We start from the raw sequence: 24,125 nt of genomic DNA on the forward strand, positions 1-24,125 counted from the left end.
GGGCAGTCAGGGCTGCCAGACGTGGACCAGATGGCGTGGCAGGCGCCCCGGCGCAAGCAGCATCACGTCGATCCGTATATCGTCGCGCGGCCGAGCGAAGCGATGTCTGAGCATTTCGGCCGCCGCCGCGACGCGGCGCAGGCGATATTGGTCGACGGCGAGGTCGAGATCTTCGGGCCGCTCGCGCCATTTGACCTCGATAAAGGCGACGATGCGGCCGCGCCGCGCCACCAGATCGACTTCGCCCGCAGCCACCCGCAGCCGCTCGCCCAAAATCCGCCAGCCGTGGAGCCGCAACCACCACGCCGCGCGGCGTTCGGCGCGGCGCCCGCGGGCTTCGGCCTCGGCGCGCTTCAAACCTTGTCCTTGAGGGTTAGGGCGCGGGCGTAAATCTCGTGCCGGTCGAGCCCGAAGCGTTTGGCGACGGCCTTTGCCGCCTGCGCCACCGGCTTGTCGGCCATTGCATCGCGCAGCGCGGCGTCGAGCGTCGCATCATCGGCTTCCTCGGCCACAGCTTCGACCGGCGGGCCGACGACGACTACGATCTCGCCCTTCGGCGGCGCATCGGCATAGCGCGCCGAAAGCTCGCTCAACGTACCGGTGACGCATTGCTCGAACATCTTGCTGATTTCGCGCGCCACCGCCGCTTCGCGGTCGCCGAGCCCTTCGGCCATCGCCGCGAGTGATCCTGACAGCCGCGGTCCGCTTTCGTAAAAGACCAGAGTCGCGCGCAGCCCGGCAAATTCGGCGAGCGTATCGGCGCGCGCCTTCGCCTTCGACGGCAGGAAGCCCGCGAACAGAAAACGGTCGCTCGGCAGGCCCGACAGCGTGATCGCGGCGACCGCCGCGCATGGCCCGGGCAGGGTGGTCACATGGCGTCCCGCCGCGCGTGCGTCGCGCACCAGCTTGTATCCGGGGTCCGAAATCAGCGGGGTTCCGGCGTCGGACACCAACACGACAATTTCGTCGGCCATCCGCGCAACCAGCGCGGCGCGCGTGCGTTCGTCGCTATGATCATGATAGGGGGTCATCGGCACACGCAAACCCAGATGCGACAACAGCTTGGCTGTAACGCGCGTATCCTCGGCCGCGATCACGTTGGCCTGGGCCAATGTCGCGGCGGCACGCGCGCTGATGTCGCCGAGGTTGCCGATAGGCGTCGCCACGATATAGAGTCCGGGCAAGGGAGAATTTGAGATGGTCGAATCTGGCATAACGCCGAAAATGGCAGAAACTGCCGCCAAGCGCCAAGACTATGCGTCGCCGCGCCGGCAAATGCTGCGCGGACTCGGCGTCGTGGCGATGGCGGGGCTGCTCGCGGCGTGTCAGGTTGTGCCGAAAAGCGGTGGCCCCGCCACGGTCGCGCCGCCCGAACGCCCGGATGAAAGCGTCGGACCGGGCCTTCCCACCGACACCGATCGTCACCGCGTCGCGCTGCTCGTCCCGCAAACGGGCGCCAATGCCGACGTCGGCACCGCGATTGCCAATGCGACGACGCTGGCCCTGCTCGATTCGCGCACCGAGCGCGTCCGCATCACCACCTATGACACGGCGCTCGGCGCTGCCGCTGCGGCGCGTCAGGCGGTTGCCGATGGCAACAAGCTGATCCTCGGCCCGTTGCTCAGCGAAGATGTTGCTGCGGTCGCTCCGGTCGCACGCGCCGCGAAAGTGCCCGTGATCAGTTTCTCCAACGACAGCAGCGTTGCGGGCAATGGCGTCTTCATCATGGGCTTTGTCCCCGGCCAGTCGGTCGAGCGCGTCGTCGCCTTCTCGCGCGGCAAGGGGCATGTGCGCTTCGGCGCGCTCGTCCCCAAAAATGTCTATGGCGACCGTTCGGCAGCGGCGTTCCGCACCGCGGTCGCCAATGCCGGCGGCACATTGGTTGCGGTCGAAAGCTATGATCGCAGCGCCACCGCGCTGACCGGCGCCGCGCGGCGGCTCGCCAATGCGGGCGCGATGGACGCTGTGCTGGTCGCCGATTCGGGCGGCAATACGATCCGCGCGGTGCCGGTGATCAAGAGCGCGGGGCCGCGGCAAATCCTGGGAACCGAGCTGTGGAACACCGATTCCACGCTCGGCACCAACCCGGTGATGCGCGGTTCGTGGTTCGCGAGCGTGTCCGACGGGCTCTATGGCCAGCTTGCGGGCAAATATCGCACACGTTTCGGCAAGGCGCCTTATCGCCTTGCGAGTCTGGGCTATGATTCGGTGCTGCTGACCGTCCGCATCGCGCGCGACTGGAAGCCGGGCACCAATTTCCCCGCGAACCGGCTGCTCGCCGCCGACGGTTTTGGCGGGATCGACGGCATTTTCCGTTTCAACGATCGCGGCATCGCGGTCCGCGCGCTGGAGGTCAGCGAGATCGGCGCCGGGGGCTTCCGCGTCGTCGATCCGGCCCCGACCAAATGGTAGTCGGGGCTCCGGGCGTGGCATAGTCGCCACAGTCGGGCGAAAAGCGGTACCAATAAACGACAGCTGGCCTTTACGGCGCGCCAGCGTTCACTATATGGGCATTGCGTGCGCGACTGCGCGAATCCCGCGCGCCTATCGTCAACATTCAGGAGATACAGCTATACGCCCGCCCATGACCCGTCGCCCACTTGGACAAACACCGCCCAAGAATGGCCCGCGATACAATGAATTTATCGCCTCCCCGAAGGTCCGCGTGATCGACGAGGAAGGTGAAAATCTGGGCGTAATGCTGACTGCCGAAGCGATCGAACAGGCCGCGTCTGTCGGACTGGACCTGGTTGAAGTCTCTCCGAACGCTGATCCGCCGGTGTGCAAATTCCTCGACGTGGGCAAGTTTAAATACGAAGCCCAAAAAAAGGCGAATCTGGCGCGCAAGAGCCAGAAGACCCAGGAAATCAAAGAGATCAAGATGCGTCCGAATATCGACGATCATGATTTCGATACCAAGATGAAGAAGGTCTTCGATTTTCTTGGCGACGGCGACAAGGTCAAGATGACCATGCGTTTCCGCGGCCGCGAAATGAGCCACACCCAGCTCGGCCTCAACGTGCTCCAGCGCGTTGCCGAACTGACGTCGGAAATTGCGAAGGTCGAGGCGCACCCGCGCACCGAAGGCCGTCAGATGCTGATGGTTATCGCACCGAAATAGGCGCGTTAAGATCCTCCCTGTGCCGCAGGCATGGGGAGGTGGCAGCGCGAAGCGCTGACGGAGGGGCTTTTACGCTGGCCCCTCTACCACTCGCTTCGCGAGCGGTCCACCTCCCCATCACTACGCGACAGAGAGGATTATCAGCCGATCGAAAATTTCAGGGCGGTCGTTCCAGCGGGACGGCCGCCCGCTTCGTATCGGCGTTCGACCATTTGTGCGCCGCCGTCGGCGGCGATCGCGAGCAGTGTCGTACAGCGCGTGCCATAGACATCGCCGCGCAGGAACAGGGCGGGATCATCCTCAGCGGTCAGCAGGTCGAGCATCGCGCCGGGGTCTGCCCGATTTGCTATCGCCGCTTCCAGCGCCACGCGCAGTCGCTCGGCGCGCGGGCAGGGGGTGTCGGTTGGCTCATTCGCCAGCGCATGAACGCCGGGCGCCAGCGGTGCGATCTGCGGGGTCGGCCGGTTGGTCAGCAGCCGCGCTTCGTCGCCGCCCACCGCGAACAGGTTGAACGCATTGAAACGGTCGAGATCGGCTTCGGCCGGATCGGCGAAGCGCCCGTCACCGCGCAGCATGTCGACCACCAGCGCACCGCGCGATTCCTTCGCGGGATCGGGCAGGGCGCCGCGCACGTTGGTTACGACGACGACGCGCCCGGTCGGTGCATGTGCGCCCAGCCAGGTTCCACCCGCCTGCAAATCTCGTCCGGCAATGATCCCGCTATCGTCGTTCCACGACGCGAGCGGCGCGCTAGCGCGGCCATGAAATTCATCGCGATTGCCGATCAGGATCAGCGGCCAGTCTGGATGGCTATGCCAGGCAAGGGCGACGACGCACATCGCGCGCCTATCGCGCTTTGCGGATGATTTGCCAAGCCGGGCATGATAATGTCGCGTCATCTTTCTGGAGGGGGAGAATATGATGACGCAAGCTGTTAAAACGCCCGTGCATCTGTGGATCGTCGGGGTCGTGTCGCTGTTGTGGAACAGCATCGGCATTTCGGACTATATCGGCTTCAAGCTTAAAAACGCATGGTATATCGCGCAGACGGGCTTCAATGCGGAGCAGGTCGCGTGGTTCGACGCGCTGCCGCTGTGGGCGAATATCGGATGGGCGCTCGGCGTTTGGGGCGCCTTCTTCGGCTCGGTGCTGCTGTTGATGCGCAGCCGCCACGCCGTCACCGTCTTTCTGATCTCGCTGATCGGGCTTGTCCTGCACACCGCGCATCAACTGCTTGTGGCGAAGGCCGAGTTCATCGCCCTGTTCGGCAGTGGTCCCTTGTCCTTCATGGCGGTCATCTGGATCATCGCCATCGCGCTTTATCTTTACGCGCGGCGTCAGGCCGCAGCGGGCGTGCTGCGCTGAATCCCCCTCCCGCAAGCGGGAGGGGGATTCAATGTTGATCCAAGACTAATTGCGCTCGTCATTGCGAGCGAAGCGAAGCAATCCAGGGCGGCCTTGCACCACTCTGGATTGCCGCGTCGCTTCGCTCCTCGCAATGACGATTCAAAGCAATGTCAGGCAGCAGGGAGGTTGCAGTTTCGGCTCACCGCGCGCGGATGAAGGCGCGAATGTCCGCCGACAATTTGTGGCGATCTTCGTCACGAATATACATCATATGACCCGCGTCATAATAGGTATAGCGGATGCGGTCCTGCGGTATGCCGGTGCGCGACAGCGCATATTCGGCCGCGAAAAAAGGCGTCGCGAAATCATAATAGCCCTGCGCAACCAGCACTTTCAGTCCTGAATTCTCGCGCAGCGCCTGCCCGATATAGGGGGCGACGTTGAGATAGGCGTTGGTGTCGCGCCCGCCGAGCCGCCAGTCCCATTGGCCGCCGATGCTGCCGATTGATTGATATTCGCGGTCGGTCTTGAACCCCAGCGTGTCGCGCGACCAGCTGTTAATCGCGGCGGTGTAGCCCGCGTCGATGCCATAGAAGCTGGGGTCGTTGTCGGGCTCTTCGCCCGCGCTGTCATAATCCTTGCCCGTATAGCGGCTGTCGAGTCGTCCAACGGTCAGCCCGCGGTCGCGCAGAAGCTCCTTGTAGAAACGGCTGGGCGTGACGCGCAGGTCGGCGCTCTCCAGATAGGTTTCGGACAGGCCGGTAAAGCGCGCGAGGTCGCGGCGGATCGCGGCGCGCTCCTCGCCCTGCAATTTCTGCCCCTTGAGCAGCGCGGTGGCATAGGGACCGATCGCCCATTGCCGCGCTTCCTCGGCAAAGGCTTCGGGCGAGGCGCCGGTCGCCTTGCCATGATAGAGCGCCGTCACCGCCATCGAGGGCAGGTTGGTGATCGGCGACAGCTCGTTGCCCGGCGTGTCGGCGCCCGCCGCGAAATCGAGCACGGTCGAGATCAAGATGATGCCGTTGAGCGCGACGTCATTATACGTCTCATTCATCAATTGGTTGGCGACCGCAGCCGAACGCGTCGTGCCATAGCTTTCGCCGCCCAGATATTTGGGGCTGTTCCAGCGGCCATTGTTGTTCAGCCATAGCCGGATGACCTGGGCGACAGCCTTCGCATCCTGCGTCACCCCATAATAATCCTCAGGGTTTGCCTTGCCGATCAGGTGCGAAAAGCCGGTGCCCGGCGGGTCGATGAAAACGACGTCGGTCACATCGAGCAGCGCGTCGGGATTGTCGACGATCGGATAGGGCGGGGCGCCATCATCGCGTGCATCGCCGGGGATCGCAACGCGCTTCGGCCCGAACGCCCCCATCATCAGCCACACGGTGCCCGATCCGGGACCGCCGTTGAACAGGAAAGTCACCGGGCGAGCGGGGTCGCGGGGTTCCTTGACATAGGATGTGGTGACGATCGCCGCCTCGGGCGTACCGTCCTTGCTCTTCAGTATCGTCTCACCGATCGTCGCGGCATAGTTGATCCGCTGCCCGCCGAACGTGCCGCTGAGTTTGGTGGTGCGAATCTGCGGTTCATAGTCGGCGGGCTTTTCGGCCTTCGCCTTGTCGGCGGCGGGCGCGTTCTGCGCATGGAGGATGGACGGCGCGGCGGCGGCAAGCGCCAGAGCAATAAGCGACAGACCCGTTTTCATTAATGGTAACTCCCCGGTTTTCGGGGGCGACCCTATGCAGCGCACGGAAGGGCGGCAAGGCTACTTGTCGGTTACAAATGGGCTTTTGTCGAAGCGGTAGCGCTCAGGCGGCTTTGGGTTGCACCGACAATTGCAGGCCGAGCGCGTCGAGGACTGCGGTCAGTGTCTCCAGCGTCGGATTGCCATTCTCCGACAGCGCATTGTAGAGCGCCTGCCGTCCAAGACCTGACTTGCGCGCGATTTCGCTCATGCCTTTCGAACGCGCAACGTCGCCGATGGCCCGCGCGATTTCCTGCGGCGAGCCATCTTCCATCCAGATTTTGAGATAATCGACAATATCGGCTTCGGAGGACAGATAGTCCGCAGGGTCAAAGGGGATCGTTTTCGTTCCCAAAACCAAACTCCTTGGCAAACGCCTTGGCACGGACAATGTCGCCCGCCTGACTGTCCTTGTCCCCACCCGCCAGCAGCACGATGACCGTGTCGCCCTGCTGGATGAAATAGACGCGATAGCCGGGACCGAAGAACATGCGCAGTTCGTGCACGCCATCGCCCACCGACTGACAATCGCCGAATTGTCCGTCGGAGAGTCGCCGCAGCCGTTTAATGATGCGCAGTCGCCCATGGCGGTCGCGCAACTTTTTCAGCCAGCGGGCGAAATCGTCGGACTGCTCCAGCGAGAAGCCTTGTCCTTTATAGAGGACATTTTCGACCATGTCAATCCAATCCAATTCCATCGCCATCGTTTGACGATTCCTAGCATTGGATTGATTCTCTACATCCAGCCGTCAGCGGCTGCTATTTGGCAAATTGCATGGTTCGCTTTGGTGCGTCCTACCGCCCCCACTTCGTCTTGCTCTGCTTCCCGAAGCGCCCCTTGCGCGTCCCCGGTTTGCCCTCATTGCTGCGGCCAACCCTCGGCGCGACCTGTTCGTCCACCGGCAGTCCCAACTCATCCGCCTCCAGCTTGCGGATTTCGTCGCGGAGGCGGCCGGCTTCCTCGAACTCTAGGTCCGCCGCCGCATCACGCATGCGCTTTTCCAAGTCCTGGATATAGGCGCGAAGGTTATGCCCGACCATGTGGGCAGGCTTGTCGTCGCCGATGTCGATGGTGACGCTGTCTTTCGACGCGACATGCGCGATGATGTCGCCGATGTTGCGCTTGATCGTCGTCGGGGTGATGCCATGCTCGACATTATAGGCGTGCTGCTTTTCGCGGCGGCGGTCGGTTTCGCGCATCGCGCGTTCCATGCTGCCGGTGATGCGGTCGGCATAGAGGATGACGCGGCCGTCGACATTGCGTGCGGCGCGGCCGATCGTTTGCACCAGCGAGGTTTCGCTGCGCAGGAAACCTTCCTTGTCGGCGTCGAGGATCGCGACCAGCCCACATTCGGGAATGTCGAGCCCTTCGCGCAGCAGGTTGATCCCGATGAGCACGTCGAACACCCCGAGCCGCAGGTCGCGGATAATCTCGATCCGCTCCAGCGTCTCGACGTCGCTGTGCATATAGCGGACCTTCAGCCCCGCTTCGTGCAGGAACTCGGTCAGATCCTCGGCCATGCGCTTGGTCAGCGTGGTGACGAGGGTGCGATATCCCGCTGCAGCGGTCTTCTTTGCCTCGACGATCAGGTCGTCGACCTGTTCCTCGACGGGCTTGATCTCGACCGGCGGGTCGATCAGCCCGGTGGGACGGATGATCTGCTCGGCGAAGACGCCCTGCGTGCGTTCCATCTCCCACGTTCCGGGGGTTGCCGACACGCTGACCGTCTGCGGCCGCATCATATCCCACTCGGCGAAGCGTAGCGGCCGGTTGTCGATGCACGAGGGCAGGCGGAAGCCATATTCGGCAAGCGTGATCTTGCGGCGGTGATCCCCCTTCGACATCGCGCCGATCTGCGGGATCGTCTGGTGGCTTTCGTCGACGAAGAGTAGGGCATTGTCGGGCAGATATTCGAACAGGGTCGGCGGCGGCTCGCCGGGCAGGCGGCCGGTGAGGAAGCGGCTGTAATTTTCGATCCCCGCGCAACTGCCCGTCGCGGCGATCATTTCGAGGTCGAAATGGGTGCGCTGTTCGAGGCGCTGTGCTTCGAGCAACCGGCCTTCGGTTTCGAGCTCCTTCAGCCGTTCGGTCAGCTCATGCTTGATCGCCTCGCTCGCCTGTTTCAGCGTCGGCCCCGGGGTCACATAGTGCGAATTGGCAAAGACGCGGACATAGTTGAGGCTAGCGATCTTCTTCCCCGTCAGCGGGTCGAATTCGACAATATCCTCAATCTCGTCGCCGAAGAAGCTGACGCGCCATGCCATATCGTCATAGTGCGACGGGAAAATTTCCAGACTATCCCCGCGGACACGGAAATTGCCGCGCGCAAAAGCGGCGTCGTTGCGCTTGTACTGAAGCGCGACAAGCTGGCGGATGATCTCGCGATTGTCGGCGACCTGACCCTTTTTCAGATCGAAGATCATCGCCGAATAGGTCTCGACCGAGCCGATGCCGTAAATGCACGACACCGATGCGACGATGATGACATCGTCGCGTTCGAGCAGCGCACGCGTCGCCGAGTGGCGCATGCGGTCGATCGCTTCGTTTACCGAGCTTTCCTTCTCGATATAGGTGTCCGACCGCGGCACATAGGCCTCGGGCTGGTAATAGTCGTAATAGCTGACGAAATATTCGACCGCATTGTTCGGGAAAAAGCTTTTGAACTCGCCATAAAGCTGCGCCGCGAGGATCTTGTTCGGGGCGAGGATCAACGCAGGGCGCTGCAACTCGTCGATGACCTTCGCCATGGTGAAGGTCTTGCCCGACCCGGTGACCCCCAGCAGCACCTGATCGCGTTCGCCGTCGAGCGCGGTCGAAACGAGTTCGCGAATCGCCGTGGGCTGGTCGCCCGCTGGTTCATATTCGCTAACCAGTTCGAATCGCTTGCCGCCTTCGACCTTTTCGGGGCGCGCGGGACGGTGCGGGACATAGTCGCCGCTGGTGTCGATTTCCTCGAGCGAGGTACGAATCTGAATTGCCATTGCTGCCAATATGGTATCGAGGGCGCCCAACGACAATCATAATGGTTCGCAACCAAATAGGCCCATCCGGGTTTCCGATCTTATCCAACAGGAGGATGCAATTTATGAAGAAATTTATGACGATCGCCGCGCTCGGCGTGGTGCTGGCCGTGGCTGGCTGTGGCAAGGCTGACGGCCCGGTCAAGCGCGAAGCCGGCAATTGGAAAAACGACGTCAAGCTGGTGAAGTTTGAAGTTCCCGGCATGCCCGACGAGATGAAGGCGGGCATGAAGCAGATGATGGAAGGCGCCAGCGGCCTTGATCAGTGCCTCAGCCAGGAACAGGTCGACAAGGAAGATCTGGCGGCCGAACTGTCCAAGGCGCAGGCCGGCGGCGGCGAATGCAAATGGTCGAAAAAGGACGTTGCGGGCGGCAAGATCGATATCGCCGGCACCTGCACCGCGCAGGGGCAGACCATCGACATGAAGATGGTCGGCACGATGGAAGCCAAGAAGAGCGACGTCACCACCACGATCAAGGGCAAGGCGCCGACCGGCGGGGATATGGAGATGGTCATTCAGAACGTCGCCACCCACACCGGCCCGTGCAAGGCGGGCGCCGCGCCGGTCGCGGGCTAAGCGTCATTCGCCACGAGAAAAACCGGGGGGGCGTCGGCTATGCCGGCGCCCTTTCGCGTTGGGCAATGGTGTGTCGCTGAAAGGGGTGGTGGCGGACTTGCCGGACGGGTCAGCAGGTGGGGCTGCCTCACCGTCCGGCGAAGTCACTGTTCATGAAGCCGGGGGAGATTCGAAAAGCGCCAGGGACCAGCTCGCGCTCTTCGGCCCACCGGCTTCAATTCGTCCAACCGAGACATGTCCCAGGGTGGACCGCGGCACTGTGGGGGGACACCGCGACGATGAGATAATCGCAGAATGTGCGAGGGGCGGGCAGTTACATGGGGTCACGTTGCCGCATGTCGCCAGTTGATAACTCTTTGTTAACCTTGTTCGACGTTTTTTGGGGCCGATTGGCGCGGCCTGTATTTTCTGATAAGGGGTTTGGCCAATCTGTTACCGTTACAAGCTAGTAACAACGGCTGGCCGTGCTTCTTGATTGGCGTATCTACCGCGCAGCTCGTTCGGGGGCATTTGAGGGGTCGCATGGACGACGCGAAAGCGAATGAAACGCAGCACGGCGGCGACGCCGACCGGATCATTGCCGAGGAGCTTCAGCAGCTGCTGGACTCGCCGGTTTTCGTTCGCTCGCCCGTCCTGTCGCGCCTGCTTCAGTTTTTGGTCGAGCATCGTCTGCGCGGTGGCCGCGCGTCGCCCAAAGCTTATGCGATCGCGACCGAAGCGCTCGGCCGCAGCGCCGATTTCGATCCCGCCGTCGACAGCTATCCGCGGGTGATGGTCGGGCGACTGCGCAGCTTGCTCGATCGCTATTATTCGGACACCCCATGGGTCCACCGCCTGCGCGTGCCGCAGGGAAGTTATGAAGTCGTGGTGCAATATCGCTCTGGGCCGCCTGCGCGGTCGGCGGAGGCCAGTGCCGCGGGTGTGGGCGCGGTCGCCAAGGAGGCGACGACGCCCTCCGTTTCGGCTGCCATATCGCCACCGCTCCGCATTTCCGCTGCGCCGGGATCGCGGCTGGGTCTTTGGGCCGTGGGGGTCATCATCGCCGGGCTCGCGCTGTTTACCGGCTGGTGGGTGTTCGATGGCCCGAACCGCCTGTTCGCCGGTAAACCGGTGGCCAGGCCGATTCTCGAGGTCAGTGCGCCGTCTGCGGGCGAAACGCCGTTGTCGCGGGCGCTTGCCCGTGCGCTCGATGGCAAGCTGCGCGACGGATTGCGGCGCTTCGATCTCGTCGATCTGCTCAGCGCCAAGGCGCCGGGCGGCACCACCCCCGTGCCGCGCGCCGACTATCGACTCGATGCTTCGCTGGTTCGGACGCTCGAAGGGCCTGTCGATATCACGCTGGTGCTCAATCGCGTGGCGGATCAGCGAACCATTTGGTCGCAGCAGCTGCGCCTGACTGCCGATCAGGTGCCCGAATATACCGGGCTCGAACCCGCGATAGCCCAGATTGCCGGCGATTATGGCGTGATCGTGCGCGACCAGATTCAGCGTCAGCCCGATAATTTCGCTGCCGGTTTTCCGTGCGTCGCGCAATTCAACCGGATGCGCCAGATGCGCAGTCCGACGACCGCCAGGCAGGTCGATCGCTGTTTGCGCGCTACACTCGATGCCAGTCCGCTCGACACGTTCGCGCTCAATGCGCTGTCGTTGCTGCGCTATGGCGACTGGCAACCCCTGCGCGGTACGCCCAAGGGGAGTGAGGCGTTGGCGGAGGCGCGCTCGCTCGCCGAGCGTGCTTATGAAAGCGGCCCCAATACATCGGCGGGGCTTTTTGCGATGGCACGCGCTCATTTTTACGCCGGCAATTGCCCGAGCGGGAATGCGATGGGTGGCGCCGCCGTAGCGCTCAACCCCTATGATGCCGATATGGCGGGCTTTCTGGGGCTGTTCAAACTTGCCTGCGGCCAGATGGCCGACGGCGAAATCCTGTTGCAGCGTTCGCTTGACCTCGACGCTTCCTATCCGGGCGTCCCCGCCGTCGCGCTGGCCTTTGTCCTGTCGCAACGCGGCGAGCAGGAGCGCGCGACACATGTCCTCGACCAGATTCCGTCGCCGAGCAAAATGGAGCCGCAATATCTGATGACGCGCGCGATCGTTGTGGCGCGTGGCGGCGACGTTGCTGCGGCACGGCGGATATGGCGGCGACTGACCGATTATACGAAACAGCCGGCGAACGCGCCGCCCGAAAAAATATTGCGCCAGTTCATGATTACCCCGGTTATCATCGAGCGCGCCGCCGCGGCGCTACGCGATTCGGGCGTCGTCCCGGCGGCGGCGGTTCCCGCACGCGCGGCGCTGCGCGTGCGGCCTGGGGAATAAACGCACATATTCTTTATGCGTTTGCGACCTGTCGCCAGCCCTCTTGCCAGCTTCGCTGCTGCGCTCTAGGGCATTTTTCAACATTCACGACATAGTCAGCAAAAGGAACTGTGCATGAGCGATTCGGCCGAAAAGGTAAAAAAGATCGTCGTCGAACATCTCGGCGTCGAAGCAGACAAGGTCACCGAGGAAGCGAGCTTCATCGATGATCTGGGTGCCGACAGCCTCGATATCGTCGAACTGGTGATGGCGTTCGAAGAAGAATTCGGCGTCGAAATCCCTGATGATGCGGCGGAAAAGATCGCGACCGTCAAGGACGCGATCGACTATATCGAAGCGAACAAGGGCTAAAGCGGCCCGGTCCGGCCCAGCCGGACGCGGCGGCGACGCCGCCCACGCGTTTCCGGCTTCCCGGTCCAGAGCCTATGCGCTGTGACCGGGAAGCCTTTTTCTTGGGTACGCGCTGAACTATATTTGGGCCATGCCGCTGCGGCGGGTGGCCGACGAAAGGACTGATTATGCGCCGGGTTGTGGTGACGGGATTGGGTTTGGTGACGCCGCTGGGCGCCGATGTGGAAACCGTTTGGGCCAACCTGCTCGCCAGCAAATCGGGCGCGGGTCCGATCACGCATTTCGATGCGTCGGACCAGAAATGCACGATCGCGTGCGAGGTGAAGGGCCCCGACCATGAATATGGTTTCGACCCCGCCAAGCGAGTCGATCACAAGGTGCAGCGTCAGGTCGATCCCTTCATCATCTTCGGTATCGATGCCGCCGGTCAGGCGATCGAAGACGCGGGTCTTGAGGACATGTCCGATGAAATGAAGCTGCGCGCAGGCTGCTCGATCGGTTCGGGCATCGGCGGTCTGCCGGGCATCGAAAGCGAAAGCCTGCTGCTCGCCGAAAAGGGCCCGGGCCGCGTTTCGCCGCATTTCGTCCACGGCCGCCTGATCAATCTGATCTCGGGCCAGGTCAGCATCAAATATGGCCTGCAAGGGCCCAACCATGCGGTTGTCACCGCCTGCTCGACCGGGGCACATTCGATCGGCGACGCCGCGCGGATGATCCGCGACGACGATGCCGACATCATGCTCGCGGGCGGCGCAGAGGCGACGATCTGCCCGATCGGTATCGCGGGCTTCGCGCAGGCACGCGCACTGAACATGAGCTATAACGACCGCCCCGAACAGGCGAGCCGTCCCTATGACAAAGACCGCGACGGTTTCGTGATGGGCGAGGGCGCTGGCGTCGTCGTGCTCGAGGAATATGAGCATGCCAAGGCCCGTGGCGCCAAGATCTACGCCGAAGTCGTCGGCTACGGCCTGTCGGGCGATGCCTATCACGTCACCGCGCCGCATCCCGAAGGTTCGGGCGCGTTCCGCTCGATGGAAATGGCGTTGAAAAAGGCGGGCATGACCCCCGCCGACATCGACTATATCAACGCGCACGGCACCTCGACCATGGCCGACACGATCGAACTCGGCGCGGTCAAGCGCCTGTTCGGCGACGCAATCGGCGACGTATCGATGAGCTCGACCAAATCGGCGATCGGCCATTTGCTCGGCGGTGCCGGCGCGGTCGAGACGATCTTCTGCATCCTCGCGATCCGCGACCAGATCGTCCCCCCGACGCTCAACCTCGACAATCCCGATGAGGGCACCGAAGGTGTCGACCTCGTCCCGCATGTCGCCAAGAAGCGCAAGGTCAAGGCCGCTCTCAACAACAGCTTCGGCTTTGGCGGAACCAACGCCAGCGTCATCGTCAAGGCTATCGACTAAGCGCCTTATCCTCCCTGTCGCGAAGCGATGGGGAGGTGGCAGTCCCGCAGGGGCTGATGGAGGGGCCGCAACCTCAGCGCCCCTCCACCGTCGCTTCGCGGCGATCCCCCTCCCCATCGCTTCGCGACAGGGAGGATTGAAAACCCTCTTTCCACCATTGCGCTGCCATGCTCTATCACCCCGTCGCCCAGCTTCGTCAGGCGGCGGTTTTTGGCGCGTTCGTCCGTAACTTTTGTCACTTTTGCGTTGTTTGGGAGAATGTCTTGCATCCGTTCCGCTGGCTAATGATCACGATGTTGGCCTTTCTGCTCGCCGCCTGCTCGGGCGGTGCGCCAGAGGATACGGTCGTCGTCATCCCGCAGGGTGCGAGCATCGCCAGGGCGGGGCAGATCCTCGAAGAAGCCGGTGCGGTTTCGGCCTCCAGCTTCCGCAACGAAGCGCGTTTTTTCGGCGGCGACGATCCGATCAAGCCCGGCGAATATGAGATCAAGGCCGGGATGGACGCGGGCGACATTCTCGAACTGCTGCAATCGGGCAAGACCGTCCAGCGGCTCGTCATGATCCCTGAGGGCATGCCATCGATCATGGTCTGGGACCGGCTGATGGCCGAAAAGCGGCTGACCGGTAAGGTCGAGGTGCCCGCCGAGGGCAGCATACTTCCCGATACCTATGCCTTCACCACTGGCGAAAGCCGCGCCGCCGTGGTCAAGCGCATGCAGGCAGCAATGGACAAGGCGTTCGCCGAACTTTGGGCCAAGCGCAGCCCGCGCACCGCGGTCAAGGACCGCAACGAAGCGATTACCTTGGCCTCGATCGTCGAAAAGGAAACCGGCGTCGCCGCCGAGCGCCGCACCGTCGCGGGGGTTTACACCAACCGCCTTGCGGTCGGCATGCGGCTTCAGGCCGACCCGACGATCATCTATCCGATCACCAAGGGCAAGCCGCTCGGCCGCCGTATCTTGCGCAGTGAAATTCAGGCGGTGAACGGTTACAACACCTACAGCATGATCGGGCTGCCCAAGGGACCGATCGCCAACCCCGGAAAGTCCTCGATCGCCGCGGTGCTCGATCCCGAACCGAATGACTATCTGTTTTTTGTCGCAAAGGGCGACGGCGGCCATATTTTCGCACGGACGCTGGCCGAGCATAATGCCAATGTGCAGAAATGGTATCAGCTGCGCCGCGAGCGGGGCGAGATGGAATAAGGTTAGGACGTCGCCCCTGCGAAGGCGGCGGCTAGGGGAGGGAAGATATGACCACCGCGAAGCTGTTTCTCCACGGCGTTCCCGACAGTCCCGCAATCTGGCGCCCGCTGCTTGCGGCGCTCAATCTCGGCGATACGCCGGTCGCGTTGCCGGCGCTCCCCGGTTTCACCGGGCCGCTCCCCGCGGGCTTTCCCGCGACCAAGGAAGCTTATGCCGATTGGGCGGTGGGGCAGGCCGAAGACTTGTTCTCGGCGCACGGTCCGATCGATATCGTGGGGCACGACTGGGGCGCGCTGATCACGCAGCGCGCCGCGATGCTACGCCCCGACCTCTTCCGCAGTTGGGCAGTGTCCAATGCGGTGATCGACCCGGATTATCGCGGTCACCGCATCGCGCGCATCTGGAACACGCCGATCCTCGGCGAAGTCTTCATGGCGATCAGTCGGCCTGCGGCGCTCGCCAAGGGGCTGGCGGGGCAAGGGATGCCCGCCGACATCGCCGCCGAAGAGGCGGCGCAGTGGGTGAATAAGGACAAGCGCCGCGCGATCCTCAGCCTCTATCGCTCGGCCAAGGGGCTGAGCTTCGAACATGACTGGGCGCGCGATATTCCCAAACTGCCCGCAAACGGTCAGCTGGTGTGGGGCGCGAACGACCCCTATGTCGAGCTGTCGGTCGCGCAGCGCTTCGCCGCCAACACCGGCACGCCATTGGCGGTAGTCGAAGGGGCAGGGCATTGGGCGATCGCCGAGCGGCCCACCGAGGTCGCGGCGGCGCTACACGCCTTCTGGGGCGGTCTGTGATCGACATATCCCATCAGTGTGACCGGCGCACTCCATTGGACCCGTGCGCCGGGCAACCCTATCTGGGCGGCTTGAGATAGCTGGCCCGGGCCTCCCCCCTCCCGTCCAGGCCGCTGGCGCCGCACCCATCATCGTGACCGCGACGATGGGTGCGGCGGACCAGCGCTACTTCGACGCGCTGCGTGCCGCGCATTTCCCGCCCGAACGCAATCAGCTTCGCGCCCACATCACATTGTTTCATCAGCTGCCACCGTCGTGCCTGGGCGAGCTCGACCGGTTGATTCGCCGTATCGCCGCCGACACGCCGCCGCCTGCGGCTGCGCTCCGCGACGTCTATTCGCTGGGCACCGGCGTCGCCTTTCGCATAGACAGTCCCGATCTGCTCGCGGTCCGCGAACATATCGCCGACCATTTCACCGGCGCGCTCACGGCGCAGGATCAGGGCGTTCCGCGACTCCACATCACGGTCCAGAACAAGGTCGCGCCCGCCGAAGCGCGCGCATTGCTGGCCGAACTCGCACGCGATTTTCATTCGCGACCGCTCATGATTTCCGGCCTGGCAATCCATCATTACCGCGGCGGCCCGTGGGAAATGGCATCGACACGTAATTTTCGCGGGACGCGCAGATGATGTTGACCGCGCGCGACACCCTGCTTATAGGCGCGGCTCGCCCATCGCGGCGGCCTTTCGGGGCGGAGTAGCTCAGCTGGTTAGAGCACCGGAATCATAATCCGGGTGTCGGGGGTTCAAGTCCCTCCTCCGCTACCAATCCTTGATCCGGAAGCTTCCACTAGCTTCCGCATTTTTCCATAAATCGAAAGAAAAGCAGAGGGTTGCGGGTGATTCGCGTCCGCATGCGCCCATTGTCTTCCACATGCAGCCAGATTTGGTGTGGGGGTATTTTGGGGGTATTTTCGCGGAGTATCGGAAAGGAGCGATACCCCCAATGCCTCTCACGGAGATTCATGCCCGAAGTTCCAAGCCACGCGAGCGCGCCTACAAGCTGGCCGACGGGGAGGGCTTATTCCTGTTCGTCCAGCCGAACGGGTCAAAGTTGTGGCGGATGAAGTACCGCTTCGCGGGCAAGGAGAAGTTGCTCTCGTTCGGCGCTTACCCAGACCTCGGGATAGCTGCAGCGCGCGACAAGCGCACAGCCGCAAAGGCGTTGTTAGCCGAGGGCAAGGATCCAATGAAATCCAAGGGGGAAGTGATCTCGCAGGAGGGAGCCACCTTCTTCGAGGTCGCAAAGCGCTGGCATGAAAATCGAAAGAGCGCGTTGAATGCCGCGCATGCCGAACGCGTCTGGTCGCGCATGGAAAGGGACGTTCTTCCAGCCATCGGCGAGAAACTCGTGCATGAAATCACGGCGCCCGACGTGCTGGCAATGATCCGCAAGATCGAAGCAAGAGGCGCGCTCGATATCAGCCGCCGTGCAAAGCAAGGGGTGGGGCAAGTCTTCCAGTTTGCGATCGCGTGTGGCTTGGCAACGAACGATCCGACGACACATTTGCGTGGGGCGCTAAAGCCGCGACCAAGAGTGAAGCATATGAGCCGGCTGCCGCTCAGCGAATTGCCCGCATTCATCGACAAGCTGCATGCCTACCAGGAAGAGGGCGAACGACGGTCCGCGATCACCCGTGACGCAGTTCTCTTTGCGCTCCTGACTTGGGTTCGAACCAAGGAGCTCCGCTTCGCCGCCAAATCCGAGTTTGAAGACCTGGGCGGCAAATCACCTGTCTGGCGCATACCAGTAGAGCGAATGAAGATGGGACGAGAGCATTTGGTGCCCCTCTCGCAGCAGGCAACGCACATCGCGAAATCTATGATAGCAGCAGCGCCTGGCGAGTTTCTCTTCCCCGGCAACGGCCCGAACAAGCCGCTGTCAGAGAACACAATGATCTACGCGCTCTATCGTCTTGGATACCACAGCCGCCAAACCGTGCACGGCTTCCGGGGCTTGGCGAGCACCTGGGCCAATGAGCAGTTGGTCGAGTTTGGCAAGCCGCCCATGTGGATCAGGAAATACCATGAGGATTGGGTCGAACTACAGCTCGCGCATTCGGAGAAAAACGACGTGCGTGGAGCTTACAATGCCGCTGAATATCTGGCTCCCCGGCGCCGGATGATGCAGGATTGGGCTGATTATCTGAGCGGTGGCAAGGTGATCGACATCAAGAAGGCAGGCAAACGGGCAGCCTGATAACGATGGCGTCAATCAGAGAGGTCCAATCCAGTCGGCGCGCAAACGATCTCGGCCTGCGACAACGCCTTCGACAGTCACCTCTAACCCAACGAACTCACATTCGGGTTCGTCACTTTCGATGATCCATACGACTTCGTCTGTTGTGGTCAGGAACATTCCGCGTCTACCGCGGCTTAACGTCCCCGACACGCGTATTCGGCCCGCACTCACAACGCCCCCGTTCAAAAACGCCAATGGCGCAGCACTTCGCGCACATAGGCCGGTGTCTCACCATTGCGTGGAATACCGCCTGCGCGCTCGACGGCACCTGGACCCGCGTTGTAGGCGGCAAGGGCCAGATGAACTACCCCGAACTTGTCCAGCATCTGGCGTAGGTACCTGGCCGCACCGAAGATGTTCGCCATTGGATCGAAGCGATTTGAAACGCCAAGGTCCCGCGCTGTCCCTGGCATCAATTGCCCCAAACCTGCGGCCCCGGCCTTGCTGATGGCCATCGGATTATATCGTGATTCCGTCCATACAAGAGCGTCGAGAAGGCCACCTGGTAGCGAGTATTGCGCCTCAGCAGCGTAAACATGAGGAAGGTAGCTTGCCCGACGGAATCCCGATGGCGCGCTGCCTTGGGGCTTTGGATATCGATAGGGCAGATAGGTTCGACCCGCATCGGTAGCCGGCGGCTCGGACGAGGCCGTTGGAGGCTTTCTCCAAATGCCATGTTCGACGAGAAGGAAGCCATCAGTCCCTTCTGCAACGCGTGACCGGCCCCCACCGAGTGGTCCGGGTGGATTGTTAGTGCATTGACGCCTCCCTCGCCAGTGTTGGCCGTAGGTGGAGCGAAGCGGAACCGGAGGGCAACACTGGCGAGGGAACGGCCTCCGGCGCCGGTGGCCGATATCCCAGCGAGCTGTGCGGCCGGACGGTGTTGTAATGTCGCCGCCAGGCCTCGATCAGGATCCGGGCCTCGGCGAGCGAGTAGAAGATTTCGCCGTTGAGCAGTTCATCGCGCAGCGATCCGTTGAAGCTTTCGCAATAGCCATTCTCCCAGGGCGATCCGGGCGTGATGTAGAGCGTCTTCACACCGACCTTCGCCAGCCATTCCTGCACTGCCGTGGCAATAAACTCCGGCCCATTGTCAGACCTGATATGCGCTGGTGGCCCGCGCGTGACGAACAGTTCGGCCAGCGCCGCCAGCACGTCGTCGCTCTTGAGTTTACGCGCCACGGGCAACGCCATGCACTCCCGGCTCGCCTCGTCGATGATCGACAGGATACGATATTTGCGACCATCGTGGGTGCGGCCCTCGACGAAGTCGTAGGACCAGACATGGCCGGGATACTCTGGCCGAAGCCGGATGCACGATCCGTCATTCAGCCAGAGCCGCCCGCGTTTCGGTTGTCTTTGCGGCACCTTCAGCCCCTCGCGTCGCCAGATGCGCTCGACTCGCTTGCGGTTCACATGCCACCCCGCATCGCGCAGCAACGCCGTCACCCGGCGATAGCCATAACGACCATATTGCCGCGCCAGCGCAATGATATCCTCGGTAAGAGCCGCTTCGTCATCTGCCCCGCGGGGCGCCTTGCGCTGTGTCGATCGGTGCTGCCCGAGTACGCGGCAGAGCCGCCGCTCGGACACCGGAATCATCGTTCTGATGTGGTCGATACAGCGCCTTCGGCGCGCGGGGCTCAGAAGTTTCCCCGGGCAGCTTCCTGCAATATCAGCTTGTCCAAAGTGAGGTCGGATATCGCACGCCGAAGCCGAAGATTCTCCTTCTCCAGGTCCTTCATCCGACGCGCCTGGTCGGTTTTCAGGCCGCCATATTCCTTGCGCCACCGATAATAGGTCTGCTCGCTGACCGCGATCCGGCGACACGCTTCAGCCGTCGTGGCGCCCTGCGCCAGCACAACCTCCGCTTCACGCAGCTTGCCAATAATCTCTTCCGGGCGATGCTTCTTGCTCGGCATTCATAATCTCCTTCGTAATCCAAAATATCATCAATTTTGGACCACTCAGAAGGGGGCAGATCAGTAGCACCGCCGCCGAAGCCAATGTCCACGACCCGTTCGCCGGGCTGGTAGGCAGCATGGGCCATCAGCGCCTCGCCGGCCGGAGCAATCGTGTTCTCGAAGCCAGTGAGGTTGGCGAGCCAGCGCGCGCCCATCTCGCCCGCCCAGTCTTCGTATATCAAGGCATCGGCATGGTGGGCAGGGGCGTTAGCCATTTCGGGTCTCCTCTGAGCTTGCTGCACCATAGGCAAGGCAGCGAAAAAGAAAAGTGACCAAACGCTTTCATTATGGCAGGATATGCCTATGAGCCGTCCCTACCTTTCTGCCGAAATGCGCCGGGCCGAGACCGTGGCGGCCGTCATTGACCTCGCCGCCAGCCAAGATCCGGCCACAATGACCACCGGGCAGATCGCCGCAGCCATGGGCGTGTCTCAGGGCGCGCTCTTCCGGCATTTTCCGGACAAGATGGCGATCTGGACCGCTGTGCTCGAATGGACCTGTGGCGAACTCAACCACCGCTTCGACGTCCTTCCGGACAGCCCGCCGCTCACCCGGCTCGAGGCGATGCTGGCCGCCCATGTCGATTTCGTCATCGAGCAGCCGGGCGTGCCGCGCGTACTATTCGGCGAACTGCAGCGCGCCGGCGACACCCCGACCAAGATCATCGCCCGCCAGCTGATGGCAGGATACCGGGCAAGGGTAGCCCGCGAACTTCAATCTGCCCGCGAGGCAGGTGCTATCGCGGACACCACTGATGTTGAAGCCGCGACTGTGCTGTTCCTCGCCATGGTGCAAGGCATGGTCATGCAGGGTCTCGCGGTCGATGATTTTACGGCCATGCCGGTCCTTGCCCGGCGATTGTTCGGCTTGTTCCAACAGAGCCTGGGAGCCTCGCAATGCGCATAGCCTTGCCGCAAAGCCGCCGCGCCCTTCTGCTGATGGCCGTGCTGGCCGCCCTGGTGCTCCTGCTTGGCTTCGTCGCCCTCCGCTCCGGTCCGCTAGCCCCGGTCAAGGTAACGGTCGTCAGAGCTGAAGAGCGCGCGATCACGCCGGCCCTGTTCGGGATCGGCACGGTGGAAGCGCGCTATACCCACCGGATCGGTCCGACTGCGCCGGGGCGCGTCGCCAGCCTGGCGGTTGACGTGGGCGAGCGGGTCGAAGCCGGGCAGGTGCTGGCCATGATCGACCCGATCGATCTCGACCAGCGCATCGCCGCAGCATCGGGCAGCGCGGGTCGCTCTGCCGCACTGGAGGCGGCAGCTGCCTCGCAGGTGGCCGATGCCAGCGCGCGTCTCGCCCTGGCGCGCAGCGAAGCAGCGCGCGGCGAAGAGCTGTTCCGAGGCGGCTGGCTGACCCGCGCGGCGCTTGACCAGCACCGCCAGGCACTGGCAGCAGCCCAAGCCGGGCTGGCAGCGGCCCAGGCCAATCGGGCGGCTGCGTCCCAGGACCGTGGTCGGACTGGGGCGGAGCGCGCAGCCCTGCAGGAGCAGAAATCCAATTTGCGCCTGGTGGCGCCGAAAGCCGGACTGGTCGTCCGCCGCGTGGCGGAACCGGGGACGACCGTGGTAGCCGGACAGGCCGTGATCGAAATGGTCGATCCGGCGGAGCTCTGGGTCAATGCGCGCTTCGACCAGACTCGCGCAGGCGGCATCACGGCAGACCTTCCGGCACGCATCGTCTTGCGTTCGCGGATCGACACCCCTTTGCGTGGCTCCATCCTGCGGGTCGAGCCGGTGGCCGATGCCGTAACCGAAGAAGTGCTTGCCAAGGTCAGCTTCGATGCAGGCTCGGCGCTTCCACCCATCGGGGAACTCGCCGAAGTGACTGTGGGCCTACCCGCACGAAGTCGCACGCTCGCCGTGCCCAATGCCGCCGTGCACCGCATCGGCAGCGATGTGGGCGTGTGGACCTTGCGTGAAGGCGATCCGGAATTCGTGCCCCTGAAGCTCGGCGCAGAAGATGCCGACGGCTGGGTTCAGGTGCTGGATGGCCTCACCAGGGGCGAGCAGGTGATCCTGCACAGCGCCCGGCCGCTCACGGCATCCAGCCGCATCACGGTGGTCGACAAGCTGCCATGAGGGGGCTGCCATGATCAGTCTTGCCGGCCGCGACATCCTGCATGGCTGGGGCAAATTCGTGCTGACCGGCGTGGGGCTTGGGCTGCTGATCGGTGTCACCCTGTCGATGGCCGGCGTCTATCGCGGCATGATCGATGACGCCCAGGCCCTGCTGGACAACAGCGGCGCCGATCTGTGGGTGGTGCAGAAGGATACGCTTGGCCCCTATGCCGAACCATCCAGCCTGAACCAGGATACAGAACGCCCGATCCGCGCCATGGCCGGGGTCGATCGCGCGGCCGGCGTTACCTATCTGACCATGCAGATTGCGCACGAGGGCAAGGATGTGCGGGTCATGGTGGTTGGTGCGGAAGTCGCCGAGCCGGGCGAGCCGGGCCAGCCGCCACACCTGATCGCCGGGCGCCGGATCGTGCAGGGACATTACGAGGCCGTGGGGGACGTCAAGACCGGTTTTGCCATCGACGATGAGGTGACGGTGCGCCGCAACACCTATCGCATTGTCGGGCTGACCAGTCGCATGGTCTCGTCCGGAGGCGATCCGATGTTGTTTCTCTCGCTCAAGGACGCGCAGGAAGCCCAGTTCGAAAAGGATGCCGATGCCATCGTCCGCCAGCGGGCGCGCAACGCATCCAGCCCGCTCCTGAACCCGCCGGGCAATCCGGCGGTAGCCGAAGCGGTCAACGCCGCGCAGGCCAGCAGCACCAATGTCAACGCCGTTCTGGTGACTGTCGTGCCCGGAGCTGATGCCGAGGAGGTCGCTGCCACGATCCGCCGCTGGCAGCGCGTGACCGTCTACACCCGGGCGCAAATGGAGGAGATTCTCATTGAAAAGATGATCGCCAATTCGGCGCGGCAGATCGGCATGTTCCTGGTTATCCTCGCCATCGTCAGCGCGGCGATTGTCGCCTTCATCATTTACACCATGACCATCGGCAAGATCCGCGAGATCGCCGTGCTGAAACTGATCGGCACGTGCAACCGCACGATTGCCGGCATGATCCTGCAACAGGCGCTGGGTCTGGGCCTGATCGGCTTTGCCGTCGGCAAGATCGCAGCGACCTTCTGGGCGCCGTTCTTCCCCAAATACGTGCTGCTGCTGCCGGCCGATTCCCTGCGCGGGTTCTTTGCCGTCATGGCGATCTGCGCGCTGGCGAGCCTGCTGGCGATTCATGCCGCGCTGAAAGTCGATCCGGCGGAGGCCATCGGTGGCTGAAGGCATCCGCATCGACAACCTGGTCAAGACCTATGGCCAAGGCGACACCGCCGTCCACGCCCTGCGCGGCGTCAACATGTCGGTCGCCAAGGGTGAGGTCGTGGGCCTGATCGGCCCGTCCGGTTCGGGCAAGAGCACGCTGCTCAAGTGTCTGGGCGCGGTGATCGAGCCGACTTCCGGCCGCATGACCATCGGCGACAGGGTGATCTACGACGATGGCTGGAAAGTGGGCGATCTGCGCGCGCTGCGCCGCGACCTGATCGGGTTCATCTTTCAGGCGCCCTATCTGATCCCGTTCCTCGACGTGACGGACAATGTCGCCCTGCTGCCGATGCTGGCTGGCAAGCCTAACGCGGTTGCCCGCAAAGAGGCGCGCGACCTGCTGGAGGCGCTCGACGTGGCGCACCGCGCGGCGGCCATGCCGTCGCAGTTGTCAGGGGGTGAGCAACAGCGGGTTGCCATTGCCCGCGCGCTGGTCAACCGGCCGCCAGTGATCCTCGCCGATGAGCCGACGGCACCGCTCGATGGAGTCCGGGCGCTCGCGGTGGTGGATATGCTCAACACCATGGCCCGGCAGTTCGACACGGCGATCATCATCGTCACGCATGACGAGAAGATCATTCCGACCTTCCGCAGGCTCTACAATATCCGGGATGGCGTGACGATCGAGGAGCTGCAGCTCGAGGCTTCCCCCGCGCGCCGGACCTGATA

25 protein-coding genes and 1 tRNA gene are annotated in these 24,125 nt (G+C 63.2%); 16 read left to right on the forward strand and 10 right to left on the reverse strand.

The genetic code is table 11. From position 1 onward, the window contains the following. Window positions 1-6: 6 nt before the first annotated feature. Both CDQ91_RS12560 and rsmI read right to left on the reverse strand, forming a co-directional pair. On the reverse strand, window positions 7-357 hold the full coding sequence (locus CDQ91_RS12560) for a YraN family protein (RefSeq protein ID WP_088473074.1): 351 nt from the start codon (window positions 355-357) through the stop codon (window positions 7-9). Then, on the reverse strand, window positions 354-1,214 hold the full coding sequence (gene rsmI, locus CDQ91_RS12565) for a 16S rRNA (cytidine(1402)-2'-O)-methyltransferase (RefSeq protein WP_088473075.1): 861 nt from the start codon (window positions 1,212-1,214) through the stop codon (window positions 354-356). The genes CDQ91_RS12560 and rsmI overlap by 4 nt, the downstream gene beginning before the upstream one ends. Before the next feature lie 61 nt (window positions 1,215-1,275). Here rsmI and CDQ91_RS12570 point away from each other — a divergent pair, with 61 nt between their 5' ends. Together CDQ91_RS12570 and infC are read left to right on the forward strand one after the other, a co-directional pair. After that, window positions 1,276-2,412 carry a penicillin-binding protein activator gene (locus tag CDQ91_RS12570; protein ID WP_088473178.1) on the forward strand — a complete coding sequence of 379 codons (1,137 nt, stop codon included), beginning with the start codon at window positions 1,276-1,278 and terminating at the stop codon, window positions 2,410-2,412. 172 nt (window positions 2,413-2,584) lie between these two features. Then, window positions 2,585-3,121, forward strand: a complete 537-nt coding sequence (infC, locus tag CDQ91_RS12575; RefSeq protein ID WP_088473076.1) for a translation initiation factor IF-3 — start codon at window positions 2,585-2,587, stop codon at window positions 3,119-3,121. Window positions 3,122-3,261: 140 nt separating this feature from the next. Here the strand turns inward: infC and CDQ91_RS12580 are convergent, their stop codons facing one another. After that, window positions 3,262-3,960 carry an NRDE family protein gene (locus CDQ91_RS12580; RefSeq protein ID WP_088473077.1) on the reverse strand — a complete coding sequence of 233 codons (699 nt, stop codon included), beginning with the start codon at window positions 3,958-3,960 and terminating at the stop codon, window positions 3,262-3,264. Between the two features lie 79 nt (window positions 3,961-4,039). Here CDQ91_RS12580 and CDQ91_RS12585 point away from each other — a divergent pair, with 79 nt between their 5' ends. Further along, window positions 4,040-4,486, forward strand: coding sequence for a hypothetical protein (locus CDQ91_RS12585; protein WP_237245963.1), 447 nt, complete (start codon window positions 4,040-4,042; stop codon window positions 4,484-4,486). A gap of 181 nt (window positions 4,487-4,667) precedes the next feature. Here CDQ91_RS12585 and CDQ91_RS12590 read toward each other — a convergent pair whose 3' ends face one another. From CDQ91_RS12590 to uvrB, 4 genes are all read right to left on the reverse strand, one after another. Continuing rightward, a complete protein-coding gene (locus tag CDQ91_RS12590) occupies window positions 4,668-6,176 on the reverse strand; it encodes a S10 family peptidase (RefSeq protein WP_088473078.1) in 1,509 nt (502 codons plus the stop codon). 103 nt (window positions 6,177-6,279) lie between these two features. Beyond that, window positions 6,280-6,570, reverse strand: a complete 291-nt coding sequence (locus CDQ91_RS12595) for an addiction module antidote protein (protein WP_088473079.1) — start codon at window positions 6,568-6,570, stop codon at window positions 6,280-6,282. Next, window positions 6,545-6,919, reverse strand: a complete 375-nt coding sequence (locus CDQ91_RS12600; RefSeq protein ID WP_237245964.1) for a type II toxin-antitoxin system RelE/ParE family toxin — start codon at window positions 6,917-6,919, stop codon at window positions 6,545-6,547. Before CDQ91_RS12600 ends, CDQ91_RS12595 begins: the two co-directional genes overlap by 26 nt. 91 nt (window positions 6,920-7,010) lie before the next feature. After that, window positions 7,011-9,197: an excinuclease ABC subunit UvrB gene (gene uvrB / locus CDQ91_RS12605; protein WP_088473080.1), complete on the reverse strand. Its 2,187-nt coding sequence runs from the start codon at window positions 9,195-9,197 to the stop codon at window positions 7,011-7,013. A gap of 104 nt (window positions 9,198-9,301) precedes the next feature. On the opposite strand from uvrB, the gene CDQ91_RS12610 reads away from it, so the two are divergent. From CDQ91_RS12610 to CDQ91_RS12650, 9 genes are all read left to right on the forward strand, one after another. Beyond that, window positions 9,302-9,814 (forward strand): DUF3617 domain-containing protein, encoded by a 513-nt coding sequence (locus CDQ91_RS12610; protein ID WP_158213672.1) that lies wholly within the window; start codon window positions 9,302-9,304, stop codon window positions 9,812-9,814. A gap of 522 nt (window positions 9,815-10,336) precedes the next feature. Next, window positions 10,337-12,133: a tetratricopeptide repeat protein gene (locus CDQ91_RS12615; RefSeq protein ID WP_088473082.1), complete on the forward strand. Its 1,797-nt coding sequence runs from the start codon at window positions 10,337-10,339 to the stop codon at window positions 12,131-12,133. 114 nt (window positions 12,134-12,247) lie between these two features. Then, window positions 12,248-12,484: an acyl carrier protein gene (locus tag CDQ91_RS12620; RefSeq protein ID WP_003039428.1), complete on the forward strand. Its 237-nt coding sequence runs from the start codon at window positions 12,248-12,250 to the stop codon at window positions 12,482-12,484. A 167-nt stretch (window positions 12,485-12,651) separates the two neighbouring features. Continuing rightward, entirely contained in the window at window positions 12,652-13,911 is a 1,260-nt protein-coding gene (gene fabF / locus CDQ91_RS12625) for a beta-ketoacyl-ACP synthase II (protein WP_088473083.1), read from the forward strand. Window positions 13,912-14,204: 293 nt separating this feature from the next. Further along, entirely contained in the window at window positions 14,205-15,116 is a 912-nt protein-coding gene (mltG, locus tag CDQ91_RS12630; protein WP_237245965.1) for an endolytic transglycosylase MltG, read from the forward strand. 47 nt (window positions 15,117-15,163) lie between these two features. Continuing rightward, complete coding sequence (locus tag CDQ91_RS12635; protein ID WP_088473085.1) at window positions 15,164-15,916, forward strand: alpha/beta fold hydrolase; 753 nt, start codon at window positions 15,164-15,166, stop codon at window positions 15,914-15,916. A 145-nt stretch (window positions 15,917-16,061) separates the two neighbouring features. Further along, window positions 16,062-16,547, forward strand: coding sequence for a 2'-5' RNA ligase family protein (locus CDQ91_RS12640; RefSeq protein WP_088473181.1), 486 nt, complete (start codon window positions 16,062-16,064; stop codon window positions 16,545-16,547). Window positions 16,548-16,608: 61 nt separating this feature from the next. Then, window positions 16,609-16,685, forward strand: a tRNA-Met gene (locus tag CDQ91_RS12645). A gap of 178 nt (window positions 16,686-16,863) precedes the next feature. After that, window positions 16,864-18,117: a tyrosine-type recombinase/integrase gene (locus tag CDQ91_RS12650; protein WP_088473086.1), complete on the forward strand. Its 1,254-nt coding sequence runs from the start codon at window positions 16,864-16,866 to the stop codon at window positions 18,115-18,117. A 15-nt stretch (window positions 18,118-18,132) separates the two neighbouring features. Here the strand turns inward: CDQ91_RS12650 and CDQ91_RS21710 are convergent, their stop codons facing one another. From CDQ91_RS21710 to CDQ91_RS12660, 3 genes are all read right to left on the reverse strand, one after another. Then, a complete protein-coding gene (locus CDQ91_RS21710) occupies window positions 18,133-18,330 on the reverse strand; it encodes a DUF5818 domain-containing protein (protein WP_336579930.1) in 198 nt (65 codons plus the stop codon). 11 nt (window positions 18,331-18,341) lie between these two features. Further along, the gene (locus tag CDQ91_RS12655) at window positions 18,342-18,830 is read right to left on the reverse strand and encodes a lytic transglycosylase domain-containing protein (RefSeq protein ID WP_237245978.1); all 489 of its coding nucleotides are present in this window, start codon (window positions 18,828-18,830) and stop codon (window positions 18,342-18,344) included. A gap of 79 nt (window positions 18,831-18,909) precedes the next feature. Beyond that, window positions 18,910-20,081, reverse strand: a protein-coding gene (locus CDQ91_RS12660; protein ID WP_088470872.1) for an IS3 family transposase whose coding sequence is annotated in 2 segments (ribosomal slippage) — window positions 18,910-19,817 and window positions 19,817-20,081 — 1,173 coding nt in all. Because the reading frame shifts where the segments join, the coding sequence is not laid out codon by codon here. Between the two features lie 345 nt (window positions 20,082-20,426). Here CDQ91_RS12660 and CDQ91_RS12665 point away from each other — a divergent pair. Genes CDQ91_RS12665 through CDQ91_RS12680 form a run of 4 tightly spaced genes read left to right on the forward strand, consistent with a single transcriptional unit; the run spans window position 20,427 to window position 24,123 of the window. Further along, window positions 20,427-21,029: a TetR/AcrR family transcriptional regulator gene (locus tag CDQ91_RS12665; RefSeq protein ID WP_088473087.1), complete on the forward strand. Its 603-nt coding sequence runs from the start codon at window positions 20,427-20,429 to the stop codon at window positions 21,027-21,029. Beyond that, window positions 21,020-22,201, forward strand: a complete 1,182-nt coding sequence (locus CDQ91_RS12670) for an efflux RND transporter periplasmic adaptor subunit (protein WP_088473088.1) — start codon at window positions 21,020-21,022, stop codon at window positions 22,199-22,201. The genes CDQ91_RS12665 and CDQ91_RS12670 overlap by 10 nt, the downstream gene beginning before the upstream one ends. Before the next feature lie 10 nt (window positions 22,202-22,211). Continuing rightward, entirely contained in the window at window positions 22,212-23,414 is a 1,203-nt protein-coding gene (locus CDQ91_RS12675; RefSeq protein WP_088473089.1) for an ABC transporter permease, read from the forward strand. Next, the gene (locus CDQ91_RS12680; RefSeq protein WP_088473090.1) at window positions 23,407-24,123 is read left to right on the forward strand and encodes an ABC transporter ATP-binding protein; all 717 of its coding nucleotides are present in this window, start codon (window positions 23,407-23,409) and stop codon (window positions 24,121-24,123) included. Before CDQ91_RS12675 ends, CDQ91_RS12680 begins: the two co-directional genes overlap by 8 nt. Window positions 24,124-24,125: the final 2 nt, after the last annotated feature.

Origin of the sequence: Sphingopyxis witflariensis, assembly GCF_002205635.1 — a bacterium.
Lineage (GTDB): Bacteria > Pseudomonadota > Alphaproteobacteria > Sphingomonadales > Sphingomonadaceae > Sphingopyxis > Sphingopyxis witflariensis.